The sequence below is a fragment of the Kitasatospora sp. NPDC088783 genome, from assembly GCF_044750705.1.
GTDB lineage: Bacteria > Actinomycetota > Actinomycetes > Streptomycetales > Streptomycetaceae > Kitasatospora > Kitasatospora fiedleri.
The window spans coordinates 233,380-259,062 of record NZ_JBIVKJ010000008.1; the positions used below are offsets into that span (position 1 = coordinate 233,380).

The 25,683-nt window shown below is 71.0% G+C and carries 22 protein-coding genes and 4 tRNA genes; 4 read left to right on the forward strand and 22 right to left on the reverse strand.

Annotated elements, in window-relative coordinates; translation table 11 throughout:
- Positions 1–110 precede the first annotated feature (110 nt).
- The 11 genes from ACIP60_RS23280 to ACIP60_RS23330 form a co-directional block, all read right to left on the reverse strand.
- A complete protein-coding gene (locus ACIP60_RS23280) occupies positions 111–4,004 on the reverse strand; it encodes a DNA-directed RNA polymerase subunit beta' (RefSeq protein ID WP_400687343.1) in 3,894 nt (1,297 codons plus the stop codon).
- 99 nt (positions 4,005–4,103) lie between these two features.
- Positions 4,104–7,577: a DNA-directed RNA polymerase subunit beta gene (gene rpoB, locus ACIP60_RS23285; protein ID WP_100837803.1), complete on the reverse strand. Its 3,474-nt coding sequence runs from the start codon at positions 7,575–7,577 to the stop codon at positions 4,104–4,106.
- A 611-nt stretch (positions 7,578–8,188) separates the two neighbouring features.
- Positions 8,189–8,572, reverse strand: a complete 384-nt coding sequence (gene rplL / locus ACIP60_RS23290) for a 50S ribosomal protein L7/L12 (protein WP_400687346.1) — start codon at positions 8,570–8,572, stop codon at positions 8,189–8,191.
- 83 nt (positions 8,573–8,655) lie between these two features.
- Entirely contained in the window at positions 8,656–9,210 is a 555-nt protein-coding gene (gene rplJ, locus ACIP60_RS23295) for a 50S ribosomal protein L10 (protein WP_014136320.1), read from the reverse strand.
- A 314-nt stretch (positions 9,211–9,524) separates the two neighbouring features.
- Positions 9,525–10,328 carry a hypothetical protein gene (locus tag ACIP60_RS23300; RefSeq protein ID WP_400687348.1) on the reverse strand — a complete coding sequence of 268 codons (804 nt, stop codon included), beginning with the start codon at positions 10,326–10,328 and terminating at the stop codon, positions 9,525–9,527.
- A 99-nt stretch (positions 10,329–10,427) separates the two neighbouring features.
- A complete protein-coding gene (locus ACIP60_RS23305; protein WP_400687350.1) occupies positions 10,428–11,303 on the reverse strand; it encodes a hypothetical protein in 876 nt (291 codons plus the stop codon).
- A gap of 161 nt (positions 11,304–11,464) precedes the next feature.
- Positions 11,465–12,187 (reverse strand): 50S ribosomal protein L1, encoded by a 723-nt coding sequence (gene rplA / locus ACIP60_RS23310; protein ID WP_100837799.1) that lies wholly within the window; start codon positions 12,185–12,187, stop codon positions 11,465–11,467.
- Positions 12,188–12,264: 77 nt separating this feature from the next.
- Positions 12,265–12,699: a 50S ribosomal protein L11 gene (gene rplK, locus ACIP60_RS23315; RefSeq protein WP_100837798.1), complete on the reverse strand. Its 435-nt coding sequence runs from the start codon at positions 12,697–12,699 to the stop codon at positions 12,265–12,267.
- Positions 12,700–12,865: 166 nt separating this feature from the next.
- Positions 12,866–13,774: a transcription termination/antitermination protein NusG gene (nusG, locus tag ACIP60_RS23320; RefSeq protein WP_400687353.1), complete on the reverse strand. Its 909-nt coding sequence runs from the start codon at positions 13,772–13,774 to the stop codon at positions 12,866–12,868.
- A gap of 177 nt (positions 13,775–13,951) precedes the next feature.
- The gene (gene secE / locus ACIP60_RS23325; RefSeq protein WP_100837796.1) at positions 13,952–14,317 is read right to left on the reverse strand and encodes a preprotein translocase subunit SecE; all 366 of its coding nucleotides are present in this window, start codon (positions 14,315–14,317) and stop codon (positions 13,952–13,954) included.
- A gap of 142 nt (positions 14,318–14,459) precedes the next feature.
- Positions 14,460–14,532 (reverse strand) — tRNA-Trp (locus ACIP60_RS23330).
- A 309-nt stretch (positions 14,533–14,841) separates the two neighbouring features.
- Here ACIP60_RS23330 and ACIP60_RS23335 point away from each other — a divergent pair.
- Both ACIP60_RS23335 and ACIP60_RS23340 read left to right on the forward strand, forming a co-directional pair.
- Positions 14,842–16,080 (forward strand): pyridoxal phosphate-dependent aminotransferase, encoded by a 1,239-nt coding sequence (locus tag ACIP60_RS23335; protein ID WP_400687355.1) that lies wholly within the window; start codon positions 14,842–14,844, stop codon positions 16,078–16,080.
- Between the two features lie 93 nt (positions 16,081–16,173).
- Positions 16,174–17,202, forward strand: a complete 1,029-nt coding sequence (locus ACIP60_RS23340) for an adenosine deaminase (RefSeq protein ID WP_400687357.1) — start codon at positions 16,174–16,176, stop codon at positions 17,200–17,202.
- Positions 17,203–17,225: 23 nt separating this feature from the next.
- Here the strand turns inward: ACIP60_RS23340 and ACIP60_RS23345 are convergent, their stop codons facing one another.
- The 9 genes from ACIP60_RS23345 to ACIP60_RS23385 form a co-directional block, all read right to left on the reverse strand.
- Positions 17,226–18,263, reverse strand: coding sequence for a UDP-N-acetylmuramate dehydrogenase (locus tag ACIP60_RS23345; RefSeq protein WP_400687586.1), 1,038 nt, complete (start codon positions 18,261–18,263; stop codon positions 17,226–17,228).
- A gap of 86 nt (positions 18,264–18,349) precedes the next feature.
- Positions 18,350–18,745, reverse strand: a complete 396-nt coding sequence (locus ACIP60_RS23350; RefSeq protein WP_400687359.1) for a DUF3291 domain-containing protein — start codon at positions 18,743–18,745, stop codon at positions 18,350–18,352.
- A 90-nt stretch (positions 18,746–18,835) separates the two neighbouring features.
- Positions 18,836–20,209, reverse strand: coding sequence for a DHA2 family efflux MFS transporter permease subunit (locus ACIP60_RS23355; protein ID WP_400687588.1), 1,374 nt, complete (start codon positions 20,207–20,209; stop codon positions 18,836–18,838).
- A gap of 133 nt (positions 20,210–20,342) precedes the next feature.
- Positions 20,343–20,897 carry a TetR/AcrR family transcriptional regulator gene (locus ACIP60_RS23360; protein ID WP_400687590.1) on the reverse strand — a complete coding sequence of 185 codons (555 nt, stop codon included), beginning with the start codon at positions 20,895–20,897 and terminating at the stop codon, positions 20,343–20,345.
- A gap of 116 nt (positions 20,898–21,013) precedes the next feature.
- Positions 21,014–21,442, reverse strand: a complete 429-nt coding sequence (locus ACIP60_RS23365) for a MaoC family dehydratase (RefSeq protein ID WP_100837791.1) — start codon at positions 21,440–21,442, stop codon at positions 21,014–21,016.
- Positions 21,439–21,900, reverse strand: coding sequence for a MaoC family dehydratase N-terminal domain-containing protein (locus ACIP60_RS23370; protein ID WP_400687362.1), 462 nt, complete (start codon positions 21,898–21,900; stop codon positions 21,439–21,441). Before ACIP60_RS23370 ends, ACIP60_RS23365 begins: the two co-directional genes overlap by 4 nt.
- Before the next feature lie 124 nt (positions 21,901–22,024).
- Positions 22,025–22,189 carry a 50S ribosomal protein L33 gene (gene rpmG / locus ACIP60_RS23375; protein ID WP_006604855.1) on the reverse strand — a complete coding sequence of 55 codons (165 nt, stop codon included), beginning with the start codon at positions 22,187–22,189 and terminating at the stop codon, positions 22,025–22,027.
- Between the two features lie 82 nt (positions 22,190–22,271).
- A tRNA-Met gene (locus ACIP60_RS23380) sits at positions 22,272–22,344 on the reverse strand.
- Positions 22,345–22,386: 42 nt separating this feature from the next.
- Positions 22,387–22,459: transfer RNA gene (locus tag ACIP60_RS23385), tRNA-Thr, on the reverse strand.
- A gap of 329 nt (positions 22,460–22,788) precedes the next feature.
- Here ACIP60_RS23385 and ACIP60_RS23390 point away from each other — a divergent pair.
- Positions 22,789–24,042 (forward strand): hydrolase, encoded by a 1,254-nt coding sequence (locus tag ACIP60_RS23390; RefSeq protein WP_400687364.1) that lies wholly within the window; start codon positions 22,789–22,791, stop codon positions 24,040–24,042.
- Positions 24,043–24,318: 276 nt separating this feature from the next.
- On the opposite strand, the gene ACIP60_RS23395 is transcribed toward ACIP60_RS23390, so the two are convergent.
- Positions 24,319–24,399, reverse strand: a tRNA-Tyr gene (locus ACIP60_RS23395).
- Between the two features lie 214 nt (positions 24,400–24,613).
- On the opposite strand from ACIP60_RS23395, the gene ACIP60_RS23400 reads away from it, so the two are divergent.
- Complete coding sequence (locus ACIP60_RS23400; protein WP_100837775.1) at positions 24,614–25,102, forward strand: YajQ family cyclic di-GMP-binding protein; 489 nt, start codon at positions 24,614–24,616, stop codon at positions 25,100–25,102.
- A 103-nt stretch (positions 25,103–25,205) separates the two neighbouring features.
- Here the strand turns inward: ACIP60_RS23400 and ACIP60_RS23405 are convergent, their stop codons facing one another.
- Complete coding sequence (locus tag ACIP60_RS23405; protein WP_111554886.1) at positions 25,206–25,643, reverse strand: hypothetical protein; 438 nt, start codon at positions 25,641–25,643, stop codon at positions 25,206–25,208.
- Positions 25,644–25,683: the final 40 nt, after the last annotated feature.

Here is a 25,683-nt window from a genome sequence, read left to right on the forward strand (position 1 = left end):
CTCCGGAGAGTGGTTCCGGCGCCTCCTCCCCCCGGGGGATCCCCCTAGGGGAAACGCCGCAGGGCGGCCACCCCGGATGGGGTGACCGCCCTGCGATCGGGACCGGAGGATCAGCCGGTGTACGGGCCGTAGTCGTAGTCGTCCAGCGGGACGGCCTGACCGGAGCCCGCGCCGAACGGCGACAGGTCGTAGTCGTCGTAGCCGACGGCCGAGTACATCGCGGCCTTGGCCTCCTCGGTCGGCTCGACCCGGATGTTGCGGTAGCGGGGCAGACCCGTACCGGCCGGGATGAGCTTGCCGAGGATGACGTTCTCCTTGAGGCCCAGCAGCGGGTCCGACTTGGCGTGGATCGCCGCGTCGGTGAGCACCCGGGTCGTCTCCTGGAAGGAGGCGGCCGACAGCCAGGACTCGGTGGCCAGCGAGGCCTTGGTGATACCCATCAGCTGCGGGCGGCCGGAGGCGGGGTGGCCGCCCTCGGAGACCACCCGGCGGTTCTCCTGCTCGAAGCGGCCGCGCTCGACCAGCTCGCCCGGCAGCAGCTCCGCGTCGCCCGACTCGATGATCGTCACGCGGCGGAGCATCTGCCGGATGATGATCTCGATGTGCTTGTCGTGGATCGACACGCCCTGCGAGTTGTAGACCTTCTGGACCTCGGCGACCAGGTGGATCTGGACGGCCCGCTGGCCCATGATGCGCAGCACGTCGTGCGGGTTGGTGGCGCCGACGGTCAGCTTCTGGCCGACCTCGACCGCCTCGCCCTCGCTGACCAGCAGCTTGACGCGCTTGGAGACCGGGTAGGCGATCTCGTCCGAGCCGTCGTCGGGGGTGACGACGACCTTGCGGGTCTTCTCGGTGTCCTCGATCCGGACGCGGCCCTGCGCCTCCGAGATCGGGGCCACACCCTTGGGGGTGCGGGCCTCGAAGAGCTCGACGACACGCGGCAGACCCTGGGTGATGTCGTCACCGGCCACACCACCGGTGTGGAAGGTGCGCATGGTCAGCTGGGTGCCGGGCTCACCGATGGACTGGGCGGCGATGATGCCGACCGCCTCGCCGATGTCGACCAGCTTGCCGGTGGCCAGCGAGCGGCCGTAGCAGAAGGCACAGGTGCCGACCGCGGACTCGCAGGTCAGGATCGAGCGGACCTTGACCGAGCTCACGCCGTGCCGGATCAGCTCGTCCATCAGGACGTCGCCGAGGTCGGTGTTGGCGGTGGCGATCAGCTTGCCGTCGACGGTGATGTCCTCGGCGAGCATGCGGGCGTAGACGCTGGTCTCGACGTCGTCGGCCTTGCGCAGCACGCCGTCCGCGCCGACCGAGCCGATCGACAGCTTGAGGCCGCGCTCGGTGCCGCAGTCCTCCTCGCGGATGATCACGTCCTGCGAGACGTCCACCAGACGACGGGTCAGGTAGCCCGAGTCGGCGGTGCGCAGCGCGGTGTCGGCCAGACCCTTACGGGCACCGTGGGTGGAGATGAAGTACTCCAGCACGGACAGGCCCTCACGGAACGAGGCCTTGATCGGACGCGCGATGGTCTCGTTCTTCGCGTTCGACACCAGACCACGCATACCGGCGATCTGACGCATCTGCATCATGTTTCCGCGCGCGCCCGAGTCGACCATCATGAAGATGGGGTTCGTCTTCGGGAAGTTCGCGGCCATCGCGTCGGCGACCTCGTTGGTCGCGCGGGTCCAGATGCCGACCAGCTCGGACTTGCGCTCGTTGTCGGTGATCAGACCGCGCTCGTACTGCTTCTGGACCTTCTCCGCCTGCGCCTCGTAGCCCTCCAGGATGGCGGGCTTGCTCGGCGGGACGATGACGTCCGAGATCGAGACGGTGACGCCGGAACGGGTCGACCAGTGGAAGCCGGCCGCCTTCAGGTTGTCGAGCGCCGCGGCGACGACGACCTTCGGGTAGCGCTCGGCGAGGTCGTTGACGATCGCCGACAGCTGCTTCTTGCCGACCTCGTAGTCGACGAACGGGTAGTCCTCGGGCAGCAGCTCGTTGAAGAGCGCGCGGCCCAGGGTGGTGGTGATCCGGAACGGCTCGCCCTCGGTCCAGGCCGGCTGCCCGTCCTCGTCCACCGGCGGGGTCCAGCCGCGCGGCGGCACGGTGCCGCCGGCCAGGCGCAGGTCGATCGGGGCCTGGACGTCCAGCTCGCGGGCGTCGAAGGCCATGATCGCCTCGGCGGTCGAGGAGAAGGAACGGCCCTTGCCCTTGACCTCCTCGCGGTCCGAGGTGAGGAAGAACAGGCCCAGCACCATGTCCTGGGTCGGCATGGTGACGGGGCGGCCGTCGGCCGGCTTCAGGATGTTGTTCGAGGACAGCATCAGGATGCGGGCCTCGGCCTGCGCCTCCGCGGACAGCGGCAGGTGCACGGCCATCTGGTCGCCGTCGAAGTCCGCGTTGAACGCGGTGCAGACGAGCGGGTGGATCTGGATGGCCTTGCCCTCGACCAGCTGCGGCTCGAAGGCCTGGATGCCGAGGCGGTGCAGGGTGGGCGCGCGGTTCAGCAGCACCGGGTGCTCGGCGATGACCTCTTCGAGGACGTCCCACACCACGGGGCGGGCGCGCTCGACCATGCGCTTGGCCGACTTGATGTTCTGCGCGTGGTTCAGGTCGACCAGGCGCTTCATCACGAACGGCTTGAAGAGCTCCAGCGCCATGGCCTTGGGCAGGCCGCACTGGTGCAGCTTGAGCTGCGGGCCGACGACGATGACCGAACGGGCCGAGTAGTCGACGCGCTTGCCGAGCAGGTTCTGCCGGAAGCGGCCCTGCTTGCCCTTGAGCATGTCGGACAGCGACTTCAGCGGACGGTTGCCGGGGCCCGTGACCGGGCGGCCGCGGCGGCCGTTGTCGAAGAGCGCGTCGACGGCCTCCTGGAGCATGCGCTTCTCGTTGTTCACGATGATCTCGGGCGCGCCGAGGTCGAGGAGCCGCTTCAGGCGGTTGTTGCGGTTGATGACGCGGCGGTACAGGTCGTTCAGGTCGGAGGTGGCGAAGCGGCCACCGTCGAGCTGGACCATCGGGCGCAGGTCCGGCGGGATCACCGGGACGCAGTCGAGCACCATGCCCTTGGGCTTGTTGCTGGTCTGCAGGAAGGCGGAGACGACCTTGAGGCGCTTGAGCGCGCGGGTCTTCTTCTGGCCCTTGCCGGTGCGGATGATCTCGCGGAGGCGCTCGGCCTCCTCGCCCAGGTCGAAGGACTCCAGGCGGTCCTTGAGGGCCGCGGCGCCCATCGAGCCGGAGAAGTAGGTGCCGAAGCGGTCGCGCAGCTCGCGGTAGAGCAGCTCGTCGCCCTCCAGGTCCTGGACCTTGAGGTTCTTGAACCGGGTCCAGACCTCGTCGAGGCGGTCGATCTCGCGCTGCGTGCGGTCGCGCAGCTGCTTCATCTCGCGCTCGGCGCCCTCGCGCACCTTGCGGCGCACGTCGGCCTTGGCGCCCTCGGCCTCCAGCTCGGCCAGGTCGGACTCGGCCTTCTTGGCCCGGGCCTCCAGGTCGGCGTCGCGCCGGTTCTCGATCTGCTGGCGCTCGACCGAGACGTGCGCCTCCAGGGACGGGAGGTCGCGCTGGCGACGCTCGTCGTCCACCCAGGTGATCATGTAGGCGGCGAAGTAGATGACCTTCTCGAGGTCCTTCGGCGCCAGGTCGAGCAGGTAGCCCAGGCGCGACGGGACGCCCTTGAAGTACCAGATGTGGGTGACCGGGGCGGCCAGCTCGATGTGGCCCATCCGCTCGCGGCGCACCTTGGCGCGGGTCACCTCGACGCCGCAGCGCTCACAGATGATGCCCTTGAAGCGGACGCGCTTGTACTTGCCGCAGTAGCACTCCCAGTCCCGGGTGGGACCGAAGATCTTCTCGCAGAAGAGGCCGTCCTTTTCCGGCTTCAGCGTGCGGTAGTTGATGGTCTCCGGCTTCTTCACCTCGCCGTGCGACCACTGGCGGATGTCGTCGGCGGTGGCCAGTCCGATGCGGAGCTCGTCGAAGAAGTTGACGTCAAGCACTGGTCGTCAAGCCCTCTTTCGTGATTCGAGAGTCTGTCTGTTGGTCTGAGGGGGGCCTGGGGGCGGGCCGACCCGGACTAGGGGTCGGCCCGACCTCCGTCAGACCTCTTCGACGCTGCTCGGCTCGCGCCGGGACAGGTCAATGCCGAGCTCCTCGGCGGCGCGGAACACGTCCTCGTCGCTGTCGCGCATCTCGATGGACTGGCCGTCCGAGGACAGCACCTCCACGTTGAGGCAGAGCGATTGCATTTCCTTGATGAGGACCTTGAAGGACTCGGGAATGCCGGGCTCGGGGATGTTCTCGCCCTTGACGATCGCCTCGTAGACCTTCACGCGGCCCAGGACGTCGTCGGACTTGATGGTGAGCAGCTCCTGCAGCGCGTAGGCCGCGCCGTACGCCTCGAGGGCCCACACCTCCATCTCGCCGAAGCGCTGACCACCGAACTGCGCCTTACCACCGAGCGGCTGCTGGGTGATCATCGAGTACGGACCGGTCGAACGGGCGTGCAGCTTGTCGTCGACCAGGTGGTGCAGCTTGAGGATGTACATGTAGCCGACCGAGACCGGCATCGGGAACGGCTCGCCGGAGCGGCCGTCGAACAGCCGGGCCTTGCCGGTGGAGTTCACCAGGCGCTCACCGTCGCGGGTGAGGGTGGTGTTGTCCAGCAGGCCGGTGATCTCGTCCTCGCGGGCGCCGTCGAAGACCGGGGTGGCGAGGTTGGTGCCGCCCTCGACCGTGTCGGCGCCGATCGCCTGGAGGCGCTGGGCCCACTCGTCGGCGAGGCCGGAGACGTCCCAGCCCTGCATGGCGAGCCAGCCGAGGTGGATCTCCAGGACCTGTCCCGGGTTCATCCGGGACGGGACGCCCAGCGGGTTCAGGATGATGTCGACCGGGGTGCCGTCCTCCAGGAACGGCATGTCCTCGACCGGCAGGATCTTGGAGATGACGCCCTTGTTGCCGTGGCGGCCGGCCAGCTTGTCACCGTTGGTGATCTTGCGCTTCTGGGCGACGTAGACGCGGACCAGCTGGTTCACGCCCGGGGGGAGCTCGTCCCCCTCCTCGCGGTCGAAGACGCGGACGCCGATGACCTTGCCGGACTCGCCGTGCGGCACCTTCAGCGAGGTGTCGCGGACCTCGCGGGCCTTCTCGCCGAAGATCGCGCGGAGCAGGCGCTCCTCCGGGGTCAGCTCGGTCTCGCCCTTCGGGGTGACCTTGCCGACCAGGATGTCACCGGTGACGACGTCGGCGCCGATCCGGATGATGCCGCGCTCGTCGAGGTCGGCGAGGACCTCCTCGGAGACGTTCGGGATGTCCCGGGTGATCTCCTCGGGGCCCAGCTTGGTGTCGCGGGCGTCGACCTCGTGCTCCTCGATGTGGATCGAGGAGAGGACGTCGTCCTGGACGAGGCGCTGCGACAGGATGATCGCGTCCTCGTAGTTGTGGCCCTCCCAGGACATGAACGCCACCAGGAGGTTCTTGCCGAGGGCCATCTCGCCCTCGTCGGTGCACGGGCCGTCGGCCAGCACCTGGCCGGCCTCGACCCGGGCGCCCTCGTCCACCAGGACCTTCTGGTTGAAGGCGGTGCCCTGGTTGGAGCGGGTGAACTTGGCGGCCCGGTAGGTGTTGTACGTGCCGTCGTCGTTGGCGACGGTGACGTAGTCGGCCGAGACCTCCTGCACCACGCCGGCCTTGTCGGCGGTGATGACGTCCGCGGCGTCGACGGCGCAGCGGTACTCCATGCCGGTGCCGACCAGCGGCGCCTCGCTGCGCAGCAGCGGGACGGCCTGGCGCATCATGTTCGAGCCCATCAGCGCGCGGTTGGCGTCGTCGTGCTCGAGGAAGGGGATCATGGCGGTCGCGACCGACACCATCTGGCGCGGCGAGACGTCCATGTAGTCGATCTCGGTGCCGGGGATGTAGTCGATCTCGCCGCCGCGGCGGCGGACCAGGACGCGGGGCTCGGCGAAGGTCAGCTCCGCGGTGAGCGGGGCGTTGGCCTGCGCGATGACGTACCGGTCCTCCTCGTCGGCGGTCAGGTAGTCCACCGACTCGGTGACCACGCCGTCGACGACCTTGCGGTACGGGGTCTCGATGAAGCCGAACGCGTTGACCCGGCCGTAGGAGGCGAGCGAGCCGATCAGACCGATGTTCGGGCCTTCGGGGGTCTCGATCGGACACATGCGGCCGTAGTGCGAGGGGTGCACGTCACGGACCTCGAAGCCGGCCCGCTCGCGGGACAGGCCACCGGGACCGAGCGCGGACAGCCGGCGCTTGTGGGTCAGGCCCGACAGCGGGTTCGTCTGGTCCATGAACTGCGACAGCTGGCTGGTGCCGAAGAACTCCTTGATGGAGGCGACGACCGGCCGGATGTTGATCAGGGTCTGCGGCGTGATCGCCTCGACGTCCTGGGTGGTCATCCGCTCGCGGACCACCCGCTCCATGCGGGCGAGGCCGGTGCGGACCTGGTTCTGGATCAGCTCGCCGACGTTGCGCAGGCGGCGGTTGCCGAAGTGGTCGATGTCGTCGACCTCGATGACGATGTCGCGGCCCTCGTCATCGCGCCACTCGGTCTCGCCGGCGTGCAGCTTCACCAGGTACTTGATGGTGTTGATGATGTCCGGCTCGGTGAGCACGCCGGAGTCGAGCGACTCGGCGTTGCCCAGCTTCCGGTTGACCTTGTAGCGGCCGACCTTGGCCAGGTCGTAGCGCTTCGGGTTGAAGTACAGGTTCTCCAGCAGCGTCTGCGCGGCCTCGCGGGTCGGCGGCTCGCCCGGGCGCAGCTTGCGGTAGATGTCGAGCAGCGCGTCGTCCTGGCCCTGGGTGTGGTCCTTCTCCAGGGTGGCGCGCATCGACTCGTACTCGCCGAACTCCTCCAGGATCATCTCGGTGGTCCAGCCGAGGGCCTTGAGCAGCACGGTGACCGACTGCTTGCGCTTGCGGTCGATGCGGACACCGACCATGTCGCGCTTGTCGATCTCCATCTCCAGCCAGGCACCGCGGGAGGGGATGATCTTGGCGGAGAAGATGTCCTTGTCGGACACCTTGTCCAGGGTGGAGTCGAAGTAGACGCCCGGGGAGCGGACCAGCTGGGACACGACGACACGCTCGGTGCCGTTGATGATGAACGTGCCCTTGTTGGTCATGAGCGGGAAGTCGCCCATGAACACGGTCTGGGACTTGATCTCACCGGTCTCGTTGTTGGTGAACTCCGCGGTGACGAAGAGCGGGGCCGCGAAGGTGAAGTCGCGGTCCTTGCACTCGTCGATGGAGTTCTTCGGCGGCTCGAAACGGTGGTCCCGGAAGGTCAGGGACATCGACCCGCTGAAGTCCTCGATCGGGGAGATCTCTTCGAAGATCTCCTCCAGACCGGACTTGGTGGGGACGTCCTGACCACTCTCCAGGGCAGCCTCGACCCGGGACTTCCAGGCCGCGTTGCCGAGCAGCCAGTCAAAGCTCTCGGTCTGCAGGGCCAGGAGGTTCGGGACCTCGAGGGGCTCCTTGATCTTCGCGAACGAGACGCGGAGCGGGGCGGTGGATGCGGAATTGTTCGAGGCGTTGCGCGGCGCGGCCAAGAGGGGGGTCCTTCCGAGGGCTCGGAGCTCACTACGCGCATACCGGCCGGGCCTTGGCCGAGGCGGAAAACCCCAGGTCAGGACAGGGACCACTCCGGGCGACGAGTCACGGAGCAGCTAACAGGCAGCGCAAAGGGACAGTGTAGCCAAAGGCGACACTGCTAGCAAGCCCTGATTCGGAGACCGAATCGGACGCTCCTCCCGTACAACCGACAACCCGGGCAGTGATCCCTCACCGGCCGGGCCGTCGCACCCACGTCTGCGTCACCGGGAACCTTCCCAGTGCCGCCGCCGAATATGCATCGGAGGCGGTTCCGCTTGGGCACGCGCCTCGAGAATCGCGCGCCTCGTGCTGTTCGTCAAGGCCCGCACCAGGGTGTGGACCTCGCACTGCCCATCGTCCGGACCTCGCCGCGCGTTACACGCCGCCCGCAGCGGGAGGGCCGGTGACAGCGATCACCCTACCCCCGGGCCCCGACAGCGGCCGAGTCCGGCTTGGGCCATCGGGAGCAACCCCGGCCGGCCCGGCCCGGAACGCGCGCAGGCCGGGTCGGCCACCCCGAAGGGTGGCCGACCCGGCCTGTGGAGCACCTCTCAGAGAGAGGAGGAAGTCACTTGACGGTGACCTTGGCGCCGGCGCCCTCGAGCTGGGCCTTGGCCTTCTCCGCGACGTCCTTGGCGACCTTCTCCAGGACCTTCGCACCGGCGGTGTCGACGAGGTCCTTGGCCTCCTTCAGGCCGAGGGAGGTGAGGGCGCGCACCTCCTTGATGACCTGGATCTTCTTGTCGCCGGCACCCTCGAGGATGACGTCGAACTCGTCCTGCTCCTCGACGGCCTCGGCCGGGGCGCCCGGGGCGCCGGCGGCGGCAACGGCGACCGGGGCGGCGGCGGTGACGTCGAACTTCTCCTCGAAGGCCTTCACGAACTCGGAGAGCTCGATCAGGGTCATGCCCTCGAACTGCTCGAGCAGGTCCTCGGTGCTGAGCTTCGCCATGATTGGCGTCCTTCCACTAAATCGGCAGGTGCCGGATGTACGGGTTGGCGGGCGTGCTTACGGGCCCGCTGGGACGGGAGTGGTTACTCCGCGTCCTCGGCGGGAGCCGGAGTACCGGCACCGCCCTGCTCGACCTTCTCGCGCAGCGCTTCCACGGTGCGAACGAGCTTGGACGGGAGCGCCTGGAAGACCGCGGCAGCCTGGGAGGGCTTGGCCTTCAGGGCGCCCGCCAGCTTGGCGAGCAGCACCTCGCGGGACTCGAGGTCCGCGAGCTTCTTGATCTCATCGGCGGACAGCGCCTTACCGTCAAGGACACCGCCCTTGATGATGAGAGCAGGGTTCTCCTTGGCGAAGTCACGCAGAGCCTTCGCCGACTCCACCGGGTCACCGGTGACGAAGGCGACAGCCGTCGGACCGGCGAACAGGTCGTCGAGCTCGGAGATCCCGGCCTCGTTGGCCGCGATCTTGGTCAGCGTGTTCTTCACCACGGCGTAATCGGCGTTGCCGCCGAGCGAGCGACGCAGCGTCTTCAGCTGCTTCACCGTGAGACCGCGGTACTCGGTCAGAACGGCGGCGCTGGAGGCACGGAACTTGTCCGTGATCTCGGCGACGTCGGCAGCCTTGTCGGGCCTGGCCATAGGCTTACGCCTCCTTCCGTGATGTCGAAGTCGGGCCGACCTTCGAGAAGTCGACCATCCATCGCCGCGGACCCCGGGAAAACGAAGAAGCCCCGGCGCGCAGGCGCACGGGGCTCGCAGTGACCTCGACGGACCGGATCGGTCCGGAAGTCCTCACTAGGCTCCACAACCTGCGCGGGCGATCCGCAGCGAGTGCGGACCCTTCGGTGCCGTTCCCCTCGCGGGGCACGGCGACAACCAGCGGTCTTTGGCTCGGCCAGCCTAACCGGACGGAACGGGTTTGACCAAATCGCCCTCGGGGAAGCCGGACCGCCCTACGGGAAGGCCGGCGGACTGGCGCCGGTGCCGGGCGCGGTGTCGGCCTCGGCGGGGGCCTGGACCGAGAGCGCGGAGCTGCCGAACTCGCTGTAGTCGACGGTGTCCACCGCGGCGGCGGCCCGGCGCAGCCGGACCAGCTGGTCGCTGTCGTCGAGCCAGAGGTCGAGCACCACGTCGCCGGGGCCCAGCGCGGTCTCCAGCGCCTGCCGCCGGGCCGGGTCGAGCTGGGTCTGCGCGGCGGCGTACCGGGCGGCGCCGAGGGTGACCCGGTAGTGCCGGACGGTGGTGTCGAGCAGCTTCTCCTCGCCGACCAGCAGCGGGTCGTCCGCGGCGGCCGCGGCGGCCACCGCGACCACCGGGCTGAGCCGGTCGATCAGGTCGGCGTACGGGATCCGGCCGTTGGAGAACTTCTGCCAGTGCGGGCCGCCGAGCCGCGCCGCGCTCTCCGCGTCGCCGCCCAGGTAGGCGGAGGTGTCCAGCACCATCAGCGTCCGGTCCTCGCCGTCGGCCTGGTACTTCAGCACCGTCTTGGGGGCCCAGAACAGCGCGCCCCCGGCCTCCTGGCCGCCGAGCACCGCCGTGTACTCGGCCCGCCGGGCGTCGTGCAGCACCAGCTGGGCGGAGAGCAGCACCCCGTGCGGGGAGCGGTCGGTCGGGCTGGGCTGGCCGGTGGACGGGACGGCGCTGGACGAGGAGGCGGGCGGCTCCGCGGCCCGGCCCGCGCCGGTACAGGCGGCGGCCGTGCCGGCCAGCAGGACGGCCGTCAGCAGGACCGCGGCCCCGCGCGCCGGTACCGCCATCAGGTCCTCCTCCCGCCCTCGTGCCCGTCCGTCCCCCCACGATGCCATGCGGCCCGTCCGGGCCCCGGAGCCACCCCCGGGGCCCGGACGCGGGTACCGCTACTGCTGGAGCAGGTCGGAGAGGGAGAACACCTCGGAGGCGGCCGGGGCCGGGGTGGCCTTGACCGAGCCCAGCTGGGCGTAGGTGACCACGTTGGTCGCGTCGCCGGTCTCGGCCGTCGGGTCGACGCTGGACTGCTGGACCAGCTCGCCCTTGGCGTTGATCCACAGGTCGACGGTGGCGGTGCCGCCCTTCTTCTTGAGCTCGGCGAGCACCTGGGCCTTGAGCGCCGGGTCGAGCTGCATCTTGGCGACCTGGTCGTCCACCTTGAGCTCGCTGCGGTAGTGCGTGGCGCTCTGGCCGGCCACGGTCTCGGTGCCGACCAGGGTGGCGGTGGGCGCGGCGGCGGTCAGCTGCACCGACGGGTTCATCAGCTGCATCATCGCGGCGAAGGAGCCGGCCTCGGCGCTGTCGGCGCCGGCAGCGTCCTTGGTGCTGATGACCATCCACTTCTTGCCCTGGGCCACGGCGGCCATCTCGGGGGTGGCGCCGATGTACATCTGGTCGTTGGTGAACAGGACGTTGACGTCCTTGCCCTCGGTCTTGCTGGTGAGCAGGAAGGAGGACGGGGAGGTCCAGACGTAGTCGGCGGTGCCGTCGGTCTCGCCGCCCTTGACGGTCAGCTTGGCACTGCCCGCCTTGTCCATGACCGCGGCCGAGGCGAGCAGGGCCTCCTTGGGCGCGAGCTTGGTCCCGCCCTGGCCGGCTCCGTCCGCCGCCGGGGCGGAGGCGCCCGTGCTGCCGGTGCCGCCCGCCGGGGCGGTCGAGCCGGCCGGGCCGGCCGAACCGGTCGCGCCGGTCGAGCCGGAGCTGCTGCAGGCGGTCAGGGCGCCGAGGGCCAGACAGGCCACGGCAAGGGTACGCAGTGCGCGCACGGAGGTCCCCCTCTAATCGGATTCTCATCCTGGTGATGACCTCCGGACTCTACCGAACCGCTCCGACGGCCGCGCAAACCGTTTGCACACACCACCGGGCCCGCACCCCCGAGGGGGTGCGGGCCCGGTCAGGCGTGCTCCGCGCGGGGGCTGACTCGGGGTCAGACCGCCGCCGGGTCCTCCTCGACGAGGAGGTTGCGGGTGCGGTTCGGGTCGACCTGGATGCCGGGGCCGATCGTGCTGGAGAAGGCGATCTTCTTCAGGTAGCGGCCCTTGGCGGCGGACGGCTTGGCCCGGAGGACCTCGTCGAGCGCGGCGGCGTAGTTCTCGACCAGCTGCTCGTCGGAGAACGAGGTCTTGCCGATGATCAGGTGGAGGTTCGAGTGCTTGTCGACGCGGAACTCGATCTTGCCGCCCTTGATCTCGTTGACGGCCTTGGCGACGTCCGGGGTCACGGTGCCGGTCTTCGGGTTCGGCATCAGGCCACGGGGACCGAGCACGCGGCCCAGGCGGCCGACCTTGCCCATCAGGTCCGGGGTGGCGACGACGGCGTCGAAGTCCAGACGACCCTTGGCGACCTCGTCGATCAGCTCGTCGGAGCCGACGATGTCGGCACCCGCGGCACGCGCGGCCTCGGCACGCTCACCGTTCGCGAAGACCAGGACCCGGGCGGTCTTACCGGTGCCGTGCGGGAGGATGACGGTGCTGCGGACCATCTGGTCGGCCTTGCGCGGGTCGACGCCCAGACGCATGGCGACCTCGACGGTGCCGTCGAACTTCGAGGTGGAGGTCGCCTTGGCGAGGCGGACGGCCTCGAGCGGGGCGTAGATCCGGGCGCGGTCGACCTGGGCGTCCGCGGCCTTGAGGGCCTTGCTGCGCTTCACTGCTGCTCCTGTGATTAATGGAGTCGTGGTACCGACGGGCCGCGCTGGGCCCTACCACGGAAGGACGTACGGGCTGGTCAGCCCTCGACGGTGATGCCCATCGACCGGGCGGTGCCGGCGATGATCTTCTCCGCGGCGTCCAGGTCGTTGGCGTTCAGGTCGGGCAGCTTGGTGGTGGCGATCTCGCGCACCTGGGCCGAGGTCAGCTTGGCGACCTTGGTCTTGTGCGGCTCCTTGGAGCCCTTGTCGACGCCCGCGGCCTTGAGGATCAGGCGAGCGGCCGGCGGGGTCTTCGTGACGAAGGTGAAGGAGCGGTCGTCGTAGACCGTGATCTCCACCGGCACGATCATGCCGCGCTGCGACTCGGTGGCCGCGTTGTACGCCTTGCAGAACTCCATGATGTTGACGCCGTGCTGACCCAGCGCGGGGCCGACCGGCGGGGCCGGGTTGGCCGCACCGGCGTTGATCTGGAGCTTGATAAGCCCCGTGACCTTCTTCTTCTTGGGAGGCATGTCTCTCCGGGTCCTTCCGAGAGGTGATTGCTGATGTGCCCGGCCCCGGGGCGAAACCCGGCCGCCAGGACACACATCGGACCAGGCTAACCGCTGAGGCGGTGCTGGACCAAAACGGTGCCGGGGCGGAGGCTCTCGCCCCGCCCCGGCACCGGAGACCTGTGGGTCAGTTCTTCTGGATCTGGTCGAAGGAGAGCTCGACCGGGGTCTCCCGGCCGAAGATCTCCACCAGGCCCTTGACCTTCTTCGAGTCGGGGTTGATCTCGTTGATGGTCGCCTGCAGGGTGGCGAACGGACCGTCGGTGACGGTGACCGAGTCGCCGACCTCGAAGTCCAGCACCTGCACCTCGACCGGGCGCACCGGCGAGGCCTTGCCGGCCTCCTTGGCGGCGGCGCGCTCCACGTCGGGGGCGAGCATCTTGACGACCTCGTCCAGGGTCAGCGGGTACGGGTCGTAGGCGTTGCCGACGAAGCCGGTGACACCGGGGGTGTTGCGCACGACGCCCCAGGACTCCGGGGTGAGGTCCATCCGGACCAGCACGTAGCCGGGGAGCTTGTTCTGCCGGATGGTCTTGCGGTCGCCGTTCTTGATCTGGACGACCTCCTCCTGCGGAACCTGGGACTCGAAGATGTAGTCCTCGACGTTCAGCGAGACGGAGCGCTGCTCCAGGTTCTGCTTCACCCGGTTCTCGTAGCCGGCGTAGGTGTGGATGACGTACCACTCGCCGGGGGCGCGGCGCAGCTGCTCGCGGAACTCGGCGACCGGGTCGCTCTCGACCTCCTCGGCGGGCTCCTCCGCAGCCTCCTCGGCCTCCTCGGCCTCCGCCTCGGCGGGGGCCTCCCCGGCCGCGGCCTCGGTCTCGTCCACCTCGTGCACGGCGGCGGCCTCGGCCGGCTCGCCCGCCTCCAGCTCGTCGGCGGCCTCGACCTCGTCCTCCTCGGCGTCCGCCTCGGCCGAATCGACGGTCTCCTCGGCGGAAGACTCAACGTCGGCAGCCTCGGCCGCGTCCAGCTCGGCGGCGACATCCGCCTCGCGGACGGTCTCGTCGGCGTCGTACAGGGGGGACTCAGACACGGTCGCTGCTTCTTTCCTGGTTGTGGAACGGATACCTCAACAGTACCGACTCAACGGTAGTCGCCCGCTGTCCTTCGCGCCGACAGCTCGACCCGGGCCGAAGTGTTCGGCCCGGGTCGGGGTGAGGTATGCGGTGCGGGGCCTGCGGGCCCCTCCGGAGTCCGGCCGGATCGGGCGTCAGCCGAAGATCCAGAAGGCACCCTTGGCGAAGACCCAGTCGAGGCCGGCGACGACCAGCATCAGCACGATCACGAAGGTCACCACGACGGTGGTGTACTGGATCAGCTGGCTGCGGGAGGGCCAGACCACCTTGCGGAGCTCGGCGATGATCTGGCGGTAGAAGATCGCCGCCCGGGCGAACAGGCCCTTCTTGGCCCGCTTGCCGGACTTCTTGCCGCCCTCGCCGTCGGCGGACTTGTTCGCCCGCCGACGCTCGCGGCGGGAGAGCTTGCCGCCCTCGGCGGTGGTCTCGTCCGCGGCGCCTTCGGTCCCCTCGGGGTTGCCGCTCTCAGGCGTTGCGGTGGAGCCCGTGGTCTCCGTCACTCGTCCTCACCTGAATCCGGGTCCTGCGGAGGTCCGTGCCTGGTGCACGGGCGATCCGGCGAAAGCTGTGCTTGGGTGGGGCCCTCTCCGCATCAAGCCCGCTCGCTCTGCGGAGCGAACGGGCTTGTCACGGATCAAGCAGCAGGGCACGAGGGACTCGAACCCCCAACCGCCGGTTTTGGAGACCGGTGCTCTACCAATTGAGCTAGTGCCCTACGGAGCCTCGCGGTTCCGCTGCGGCCCCCAACCTACCGCATCCCGTCGGCCGTGTGGTGTACCCGGCCGAAGGAACCGCACTTCGGAAGCCATCGAGCAGTGAGTGTACGGGTTCTTCGCCGATTGGTCGAACCTCATTCACCGAGATCCACATTCGCCGACTTTCGACGCCGTCCGCCCGAGATCCTCCGGCTTCGATCGCCTTCCGCCCGAGATCGTCCGGGTCGGCGACGCGGACGCTGGAACGCCCCGGAGCGCCCGCCGGAACCGCGATGACCGGCGCCCGTGCGGTCTGGGAGCATTCAGGCATGAGCGCACCCACCCCCGAGAACGTCCCCCCCGCGAACCGCCGGGTCTCCGCCCGGGTCGGCGCCATCGCCGAGTCCGCCACCCTCGCCGTCGACGCCAAGGCCAAGGCCCTCAAGGCCGCCGGGCGCCCGGTGATCGGCTTCGGCGCCGGCGAGCCCGACTTCCCGACCCCCGGCTACATCGTGGACGCCGCGGTCGCCGCCTGCCAGGACCCGGCGAACCACCGCTACACCCCGGCCGGCGGCCTGCCGGAGCTGAAGGCCGCGATCGCCGCCAAGACGCTGCGCGACTCCGGCTACCAGGTGGACGCCTCGCAGGTGCTGGTGACCAACGGCGGCAAGCAGGCGATCTACAACGCCTTCGCCGCGATCCTCGACCCGGGCGACGAGGTGATCATCCCGGCCCCGTACTGGACCACCTACCCGGAGGCCGTGAAGCTGGCCGGCGGCACCCCCGTCGAGGTCGTCTCGGACGAGACCACCGGCTACAAGGTCTCGGTGGAGCAGCTGGAGGCCGCCCGCACCGCGAACACCAAGGTGGTGCTGTTCGTCTCGCCGTCCAACCCGACCGGCGCGGTGTACACCGAGGCCGAGGCCGAGGCGATCGGCCGCTGGGCGCTGGAGCACGGCCTGTGGGTGCTCACCGACGAGATCTACGAGCACCTGGTGTACGGCGACGCGACCTTCACCTCGCTGCCGGCCCTGCTGCCCGAGCTGGCCGACAAGTGCGTCGTGGTCAACGGCGTGGCCAAGACCTACGCGATGACCGGCTGGCGGGTGGGCTGGCTGATCGGCCCCAAGGACGTCGTCAGCGCGGCCGCCAACCTGCAGTCGCACGCCACCTCGAACGTCTCCAACGTGGCGCAGCGCGCGGCGCTGGCCGCCGTCTCCGGCGACCTGGCCGCGGTGGACGAGATGAAGACCGCGTTCGACCGCCGCCGCCGCACCATCGTGGCGATGCTGAACGAGATCGACGGCGTGCTCTGCCCCGAGCCGGAGGGCGCGTTCTACGTGTACCCGTCGGTCAAGGACCTGCTGGGCAAGGAGATCCGCGGCAAGCGCCCGCAGAGCTCCGCCGAGCTGGCCGCGCTGATCCTGGACGAGGCCGAGGTCGCGGTCGTCCCCGGCGAGGCCTTCGGCACCCCGGGCTACCTGCGGCTGTCCTACGCGCTGGGCGACGCCGACCTGGTCGAGGGCGTCAGCCGGCTGCAGAAGCTGCTCGCCGAGGCCCGCGACTGACCCGCCGTCACGGCCGCCCCCCGCACCTCACCCCTTCGGGCGATGTGCGGGGGGCGGTTCCTGTTCCGGGGGGTTTTGCGGCAGGATCGGTGAATGGATCGCCTGCGTGATGTCCGGGGCCTGCCGAAGGCCCATCTGCACCTGCACTTCACCGGTTCGATGCGCCCCGCGACGCTGCTCGAACTCGCCGACAAGCACGGCATCCGGCTGCCCGAGGCGCTCAGCTCCGAGCATCCGCCCAAACTCCGGGCCACCGACGAACGCGGCTGGTTCCGGTTCCAGCGGCTCTACGACACCGCGCGCTCCTGCCTGCGCGACGAGTCCGACATCCGCCGGCTGGTCCGGGAGACCGCCGAGGACGAGCGCGCCGACGGCTCGCGCTGGCTGGAGATCCAGGTCGACCCGACCTCGTACGCGCCGCTGCTCGGCGGCCTGATCCCGACCCTGGAGCTGGTCCTGGACGCCGTCCGGGAGGCGTCCGAGGCCACCGGCGTCGGCATCCGGGTGCTGGTCGCCGCCAACCGGATGAAGTCCCCGATGGACGCCCGGACGCTGGCCCGGCTCGCCGTCCGGTACGCCGACCGGGGGGTGATCGGCTTCGGCCTGTCCAACGACGAGCGCCGGGGCCTGGCCCGGGACTTCGACCGGGCCTTCGCGATCGCCCGGAACGGCGGCCTGATCGCCGCGCCGCACGGCGGCGAGCTCGCCGGGCCCGGGTCCGTCCGCGACTGCCTGGACGACTTGGGCGCCACCCGGATCGGCCACGGCGTGCGCGCCGCCGAGGACCCGCGGCTGCTCCAGCGCCTCGCCGACCGCCAGGTCACCTGCGAGGTCTGCCCCGCCTCCAACGTCGCCCTGGGCGTCTACGACAGCCCCGAGCAGGTCCCGCTGCGGACGCTCTTCGAGGCCGGCGTGCCGCTCGCCCTCGGCGCGGACGACCCGCTGCTGTTCGGCTCCCGGCTCGCCGACCAGTACACCCTGGCCCGCGAGTCGCACGCCTTCACCGACCCCGAGCTGGCCGAACTCGCCCGCCAGTCGATCCGCTCCTCGCAGGCCCCCGACCACGTGGTGAAGGAACTGCTGGGCGAGGTCGACGCCTGGCTGGCGGCGGAGCCCGCCTAAGGCCCGCCCGCCCGCCCGCGGGCTCAGAGGCTGACGCCGACCATCACCGGCTCGTTCACCAGCTCCACGCCGAACGCCGCGCGCACGCCGTCCCGCACCTCGCGGGCCAGCGCGAGCAGGTCCTCGGTGGTCGCCGAGCCCCGGTTGGTCAGGGCCAGGGTGTGCTTGGTGGAGAGGGTGGCCGGGCCGCTGCCGTGGCCCTTGCGGAAGCCCGCGTTGTCGATCAGCCAGGCCGCGGAGGTCTTGACGCGACCCTCCCCGGCCGGGTAGCTCGGCGCCCGCAGGTCGCCCAACCGGGCGGTGAACGCGGCGAACTGATCGTCCGTCAGGATCGGGTTGGTGAAGAACGAGCCCGCCGACCAGGTGTCGTGGTCGGCGGCGTCCAGCACCATGCCCTTGCCCTTGCGCAGCCGCAGCACCTCGGCGTGGGCGTCGCCCAGCTTCACCCGCTGCCCCGGCTCGACGCCCATCGAACGGGCCGCCTCGGCGTACTTCACCGGCGAGGACAGCCCGCCCTCGTCCGCGAGCCGGAAGCGCACCCGCAGCACCACGTACCGGTCCGGGTCCGCCTTGAAGCGGCTGTGCCGGTACGAGAAGGCGCAGTCCGCGTTGGCCAGCGTGACGGTCTCGCCGAGCAGGCGGTCGTAGGCGTCCACCTCGGTGACGGTCTCGGCGACCTCCTGCCCGTACGCCCCGACGTTCTGCACCGGGGTGGCCCCGGCCGAGCCCGGGATGCCGGCCAGGAACTCGATCCCGGCCAGTCCGGCGGCGACGGTGCGGGCCACCGCGTCCGACCAGACCTCGCCGGCGGCCAGCTCCAGCAGCGTCCCGTCCAGCGCGAAGCCCTCGGTGGCGATCCGCAGCACCGTCCCGGGGAAGCCGGCGTCCCCGATCACCAGGTTCGAGCCGCCGCCCAGCACCAGCAGCGGCTCCCCGGCCCGGTCGGCCGCGCGCACGGCGGCCACCACCTCGGCGTCCGTCCGGGCCGTCACCAACCGCCGCGCCGGTCCGCCCAGCCGCAGCGTCGTCAACGGGGCCAGCGGCGCATCCATCTCCTCGATCACCGCCCCAGCGTAAGCCAAGCCCCGCCCCCGCCCGGCTCCCCCGGACCGGCCGGGCCGACCGGGCCGACCGGGCCGACCAGGGCCTAGCCGTCCGCCGCCAACCGCCGCTCGGCCTCGGCCCACCCCGGCTCGGCCGCCGTCTCCGCCTCCCAGGTGGCGAACGCGGAGCGGGCCATCGCGGGGCGCAGCGCGGTCATCGCCCGCCGGTGGGTCTCGGAGCGGACGAACGCGGCGAGCGTCTCGGGGTCGCTCCAGCTGGAGAGCACCCAGAAGGTGCGGCGCAGGGGCGCGGCGCGCAGGCCGACGCCGAGCGCGCCGGGGGCCCGGCGGGCCTGGTCGCGGATCTTCAGGGACTGCCGCAGGAAGCCGGGGACGTGCCGCAGGCCGCGGACCCGGAGTTCGGCGGCCATCACGACGGGCCGCTCCGGCGGCTGCTGCGCGGCGGGCCCCGGCGTCCAGGGGAGTGTCATGGCGATCACGGTGGTTCCTCCTCGTCGGTGCGGTTCGGTGCGGTGCGTTGCGTTGCGGTGCGGGGGGCTCGGGGGCTCGGGGGCTCGGGGGACGCCGGTTCAGGACCGGCCGGCCGGGACGGCCGCGGGCCGCTCCCCGGTGGCGGTCCTCACCGTCCGCCCGTCCCGCCGCCGCGGGATGAGCGCCGCGGCGACCGCGCCGGCCCCGATCGCGGCGGCGCCGACCAGCAGCGCGGCGGTGAGCCCGTCGGTGAAGGCCGCGGTGCTGCCGTAGCCGCCCCGGGCGGAGAACACCGCGGACAGCACGGCCACCCCGAGCGCGCCGCCGACCTCGCGCATGGCGTTGTTCGCGCCGGAGGCGATGCCCTGTTCGGCGGGGCGGACGCTGGCCATCACCAGGTTGGCGGTGGGGGCGAAGTACAGGGACATCCCGACGCCGCAGACCATCAGGACCGGCACCTGCTGCCCGTACCCGGCGGAGTGCCGGGCGAGCAGGGCGATGCCGAGCAGGCCGAGGGCCTGGAGGACGAGTCCGGTGACGACGATGGGGCGGCCGCCGATCCGGTCGGTGAGGAGTCCGGCGACCGGGGCGACCAGCAGCGGCATGGCCGTCCACGGGAGCATCCGGACGCCGGCCTGTTCGGCGGTGTAGCCGTTGACGCCCTGGAAGTACTGGCTGATCAGGAAGATCGAGCCGAACATGCCGAGGTACATCAGCAGGCTGGCGGCGTTGACGGCGCTGAACGCCCGGCTGCGGAACAGCCGCATCGGGAGCATCGGCTGCGGGGCCCGGCGGATCTCGTACCCGACGAAGGCGGCCAGCAGCAGGGTGCCGGCGGTCAGCGCGGCGAGGACCAGCGGGTCGGTCCAGCCGTCGGGGTTGCCGCGGACCAGGCCGAGGACGAGGCCGAACAGTCCGGCGCTGACCAGCGCGGTGCCGGGCAGGTCGAGGCGGCGGTCCGCGCTGCGGCTCTCGCCGAGCACGGCGCGGGCCAGCGGCAGCAGCACCAGGCCGACCGGGACGTTCACCCAGAAGATCCACTGCCAGGAGAAGTGCTCGGTGAGGCTGCCGCCGATCAGCGGCCCGGTGGCGACGGCCAGCCCGGCGACGCCGGACCAGATGCCGAAGGCCGTTCCGCGCCTGGCGGCGGGCACCGCGACGGTCAGCAGGGTCAGGGTGAGCGGCACCATGACCGCCGCGCCGGCGCCCTGGACGGCGCGGGCCGCGATCAGCGCGCCCATGGTCGGGGCGAGCGCGGCGGAGGCCGAGCCGAGGGTGAAGACGGCGAGCCCGGCGACGAACATCCGGCGGCGGCCGAAGCGGTCGCCGAGGGCCGCGCCGAGCATCAGCAGGACGGCGAAGGTCAGGGTGTACGCGCTGACCGTCCACTCCAGGTCGGCGAGGGCGCCGCCCAGGTCGGTGCGGATCGCGGGGAGTGCGGTGGTGACCACCAGGTTGTCGAGTCCGGCCATGAAACTCGCCACGCTGACGACCACCAGGGTCCAGACGGCTTGCCTGTTCACGTGCGGTTCCCCCAAAGGTTGTGATTGATCAATAACTTTTGTGGGCCGAAAAAAGGGCGCGCCGCCGTCCGGGCGGAGCGCCTCAGTCCTGCTTCCCGGCCCGCTTCTCGTCGAGCTCGTCGAACCCCGACCAGATCGGGTGCTCCCCCGGGTACCCGAGGGCCACCAGGGTGTTGATCAGCATTCCGTGCGCCATGAACTCGGTGGCCAGCGCCCGGTCGCCGATCCGCTCCCGGATCCGCTCGAACAGCCGCAGCCAGCCCGCGCGGGCCGTCTCGCCGACGCCCTCCTCGCCGGCCGACTCCGCCGCGAACACCGAGACGTAGATCTGCATCTGCATCATGACCTGCTCCCGGTCCTCGACCAGGTTCAGGTACGCCTCGCCCATCGCGTCGCACGCCGCCTCCCCCGTCAGGCCCTCCGACGCCCGGTCGAAGATCCCCCAGGTCTGCTCGATGCAGTGCTCGGCCGCGGCCTCGAAGATCGCCTGCTTGTTGGGGAAGAGCCGGAACAGGTACGGCTGCGAGACGCCCACCCGGCGGGCGATCGCCTCGGTGGACGTCCCCCGGTACCCGCCCCGGGCGAACTCCACCATGGCCGCCCGGACGACGCTCTCGCGCCGCTCCTCGGCGGACATCCGGACGCTGTTCCTGGCCACACCCACAGATTAGTGATTGGCCAATAACTTTGGCAAGCGGGCGGGTGGGCGCAGACCGACCGGCAGGGCCCGCCGGGGGCCCTGCCGGGAGCGCCTCAGCCCAGCCGGACGACCGCGCGGGCCATGCCGAGCACCTTCTGGCCCGCGCTGGTCGCGACCAGGTCGACCCGGACCCGGTTGTCCTCCAGCAGCGCGGCCACCTTCGCGGTGACCTCGACGGTGGCGCCGACGCCGTCGTTGGGGACGATCACGGGCTTGGTGAACCGGACGCCGTACTCGACGACGGCGGCCGGGTCGCCGACCCAGTCGGTGACCACCCGGGCGGCCTCGGCCATGGTGAACATGCCGTGCGCGATCACGTCCGGGAGGCCGACCTCCAGGGCGAACTTCTCGTTCCAGTGGATCGGGTTGAAGTCCCCGGAGGCTCCGGCGTACTGCACCAGCGTCGCCCGGGTGACCGGGAACGACCGCGCCGGCAGCTCGGTGCCGACCTGGACCTCGTCAAAGCGGACCGCCACGGTCACTCCTCCCCGGCTTCGTCGGCGGCGCGCGCCACCAGCGTCATGGTCGACGTCACGACGTGCTCCCCGCCGGCGTCGTCCACCTCGCCGCGGACGGTCAGCACGTCGTTGCCCGCCAGCGACTTGATCGCGTCGATGGTCACGGTGACCGAGAGCCGGTCGCCGGCCCGCACCGGGCGGGTGTAGGCGAACTTCTGGTCGCCGTGCACGACCCGGCTGTAGTCGAGGCCGAGTTCGGGGTCGTTGACCACCTGCGCCGCGGCCCGGAAGGTCAGCATGAAGGGGAAGGTCGGCGGGGCGATCACGTCCGGGTGGCCGAGCGACTTGGCGGCCTCCGCGTCGGTGTACGCCGGGTTGGCGTCACCGATCGCGACGGCGAACTCGCGGATCTTCTCGCGGCCCACCTCGTACGGTTCGGTGGGCGGGTAGGTCCGCCCGATGAACGAGGGGTCGAGCGGCATGGGCAACTCCTCTGGTCGTACGGCCGGCCCGGCGTCCGGCCCGTTCATGCAGGGCGTGCGGGGCATGCAGAAATGACTCCAGGCCGCTCCCCGTGGTGGGGTGCGGCCTGGAGTCGAGGCAAAGTCAGCGGGTTTCGCGGTGCGCCGTGTGAGAGTTGCAACGCGGGCAGTGCTTCTTCATCTCAAGACGGTCCGGGTCGTTGCGCCGGTTCTTCTTGGTGATGTAGTTCCGCTCCTTGCACTCCACGCAGGCCAGCGTGATCTTCGGGCGGACGTCGGTGGCAGCCACGGGAGTGCCTTCCTGGGACAACGAATAAGAACACAGACAAGAGTAGCCGATCGGGAGTGACCCCCCGATCGACTACGCGGAGTAGCGGTGACCGGACTTGAACCGGTGACACAGCGATTATGAGCCGCTTGCTCTACCAACTGAGCTACACCGCTTTGATGATCGGAACCCCGCCGAGGCGGGAAGCTTCTCACCAGAGCCCCCATGCGGAATCGAACCGCAGACCTTCTCCTTACCATGGAGACGCTCTACCGACTGAGCTATAGGGGCGAACGAGGAAGAGATTACACGGTTCCGGGCCAGAGGTGAAATCCGTATCCGCGGTGGATCTCCGCAGGTCGGCGGGCCCGCACTGACGGGCCGTCACCCGACACCCGTTCGGCCTCCGCCGCAACCGGAACCCGCCCGGCCCGCCCCGACACGTCCCGACACGTCAGGGCGGCCCGCATCCACCGGTCCCCGCCGGGTCCGGCCTAGGCTCGACCGTCAGTGACCTCTCACGTGGCCCCTCGCGGCCGCACGGGTGCGCCGCGGGTCGGCCGCCCCGCACCGGGCCCCCGAGGCCGCCGGGCGGTCAACGGGACTGGAGGAGCGGGCCGATGAGCGAACAGGGCGAGGAACCCCAGCCGCCCCCGTCCGCCAACCCGCTCGGGCACGGGCCGGTCCTGCTGCTCGCCGGGGCCCGGCTGCTGGACGGGCGGGTGGTGGACGTCCGGATCAGCGGGGACCGGATCCAGGAGGTCGGCGCGACCGGCAGCCTCGGGCCGCTGCCCGCGATGCCCGGGCAGCCGACGGTCACCACCGGCGCCCGGATCGACCTGTCCGGCTACCTGCTGCTGCCCGCCCCCGCCGAGCCGCACGGACACTACGACAGCGCGCTCCGCGCCGGGCCGCCCGAACCGGCCGGGGACGGCCCGGCCGAACTGGTCCGCCGGACCACCGAGTCCGCGCTCACCTCGCTCGGCTACGGGGCCACCGCCCAGCGCACCCACGTCCGGATCGGCGGCGGGCACGGGCTGCGCCGGCTGGAGGCCGTGCTGACCGCGCGCCAGTCGCTGCGCGGGCTGGCCGAGCTCCAGGCGGTGGCGATGCCCCGGCTGCTCACCGGCCGGGCCGGGGCGGACGGGCGGGCCCTGCTCCGGGACGCCCTCAAGCTCGGCGCGGACGCGGCGGGCGGCTGCCCCGACCTCGACCCGGACCCGGTCGGCTACGCCCGGGTCCTGCTGGACGCCGCGGCCGAGGCGGACTGCCCGGTCGACCTGCACACCGCCGCCGCCGACCCGGCCCAACTCGCCCGCCTGGTCGCCGCGCTGGCCCCCCACCTGCCCCGGGTCACGCTCGGCCCGTGCAGCGCGCTGCCGCCCGGCGGCGCAGGCCTGCTGGCCGGCGCCGGCGTCCGGGTGGTCTGCCTGCCGCAGAACGGCGGCTGCACCGGCCTCGACGACCCGCCGACCGGCCTGCGCCCGTCCCTGGTCCGGGAGTTGTCCCAGGCCCGGGTCGCCCTCACGGCCGGCGCCGGAGCCCTGCGCGACACCTCCAACCCGGTCGGCCGGGCCGACCCGCTGGACGCCGCCCGCCTCCTCGCCGCGAGCGGGGCCCTCTCCCCCGAAGCCGCCTACGACGCCGTCTCCACCCAGGCCCGCACCACCCTCGGCCTCCCCCCCGTCCGGGTCGACGCCGGCTTCCCCGCCGAACTCCTCGCCGTCCGCGGCGACGACCTGACCAGCGCCCTCACCGCCGGCCACTCCCGCCTGGTCGTCCACTGCGGCCGCATCGTCTCCCGCACCAGCGCCGTCCGCGAGTTCGCCGACACCGTCACCCTCGCCCTCCCCCGCCAGAACCACCCGGGCTAGCGACAGACTTCCCCCGCGCACCTGCGCCGCTCCCCGGTCGGGTGCTCCACCACCAACGCTCCCCGCTCCGTCCAGAACCGGCACCCGGCCGGGATGAACACCGGCCGCGCCAGGACGAACCACGGCCCTATCCGCCGCACCAACAGCATCCGCGGCGCGACAGGCCGGCGCTCGGTGAACTCCATGCCGCCATCCTTCCCCGCCACCGGCCCACGGGGCCAACGAAAAAGCCCCCGGCCTGCGTCTCCGCAGCCCGGGGGCTTCCTTGCGATCCAGTGGCGGGTGCAGGGTTCGAACCTGCGTAGCTTGCGCGACAGATTTACAGTCTGCTCCCTTTGGCCGCTCGGGCAACCCGCCAGGGATGGTGTCTTGTGGGGTGGTGCCCCGTTCGACGTCGTAAACGATACCCGATGGTGGGGGGTGGTCCGCCACTCTGTTCCGTCACGTCGCGATCAAGGTCGGCGCGCGGCTGTTGCGGGCGGGGGTGCGGGGCGCTGGATAGGCTGGGGCGTCGCCCGCCGGTGGCGGGTGGCGTGACCGTGCAGCCTGTAGTGCAAGGAGACCAACACCCATGGCCGACTCCAGTTTCGACATCGTCTCGAAGGTCGAGTGGCAGGAGGTCGACAACGCGATCAACCAGACCTCCCGCGAGATCGCCACCCGGTTCGACTTCAAGAACGTGGGCGCCGAGATCAAGCGGTCCGGCGAGAAGATCGAGATGAAGGCCAACGGCGAGGAGCGGGTCCGGGCGATCCTGGACGTGCTGCAGACCAAGTTCGTCAAGCGCGGGCTGTCGCTGAAGGCGCTGGACGCGGCGGAGCCCCAGCTGTCCGGCAAGGAGTACAAGATTTTCGCCGACGTGAAGGAAGGCATCACCACCGAGGACGCCAAGAAGGTCGCGAAGATCATCCGCGACGAGGGTCCGAAGGGCGTCAAGGCGCAGGTCCAGGGCGACGAGCTGCGGGTCAGCTCGAAGTCGCGGGACGACCTGCAGACCGTGCAGACGCTGCTCAAGGGCAAGGACCTGGAGTTCGCGATCCAGTTCGTCAACTACCGCTGAACCACTGCCGAGCGGCGGGACGGGCCACCAGGGAGGGCGTACCGGGGACGGTGCGCCCTCCTGGCGTTCGCGGTGCGCGCAGGAGGCGTCGGGCGGGGCCGGGTCAGTCCTCGGCGGGGCGGCGGCGGTGGGTGTCGAGGGCCGCGGTGATCGCCGGGGCGGTGGTGTCGGTGGCGCCGAGGGCGCGCAGGACGCGGTCGAGCGGGGCGCCGTCGGCGGGGGCGAGCGGGCCGAGGGTGATCCGGCCGTCGTACCAGAGCGCGGCGCGGCGTCCGGCGGGGTGCTCCTCGTCGATCTCGGCGTAGGCGATCGGGGCGGACTTGGACCAGCCGGCGATCCGCAGGGCGAATCCGGAGGGGAACCGCTTGAAGCCGAAGTCCGGTGCGTTGGAGGGGTGTTGGAGGGCGTCGTGGAGTTCGTCGGTCATCGGCACCAGCGCGAGGCCGTGCGGCAGGGGCGCGCTGCGCGCGAGCGGGACTTCGGCCGCGACCACCGCGATCAGTTCCGCGGTGGCGACCAGCGCGTTCAGTTCGTATGACACCGCCCCATTCTCCGCCAGAGAAGTCATCAGGTCAGGAAAA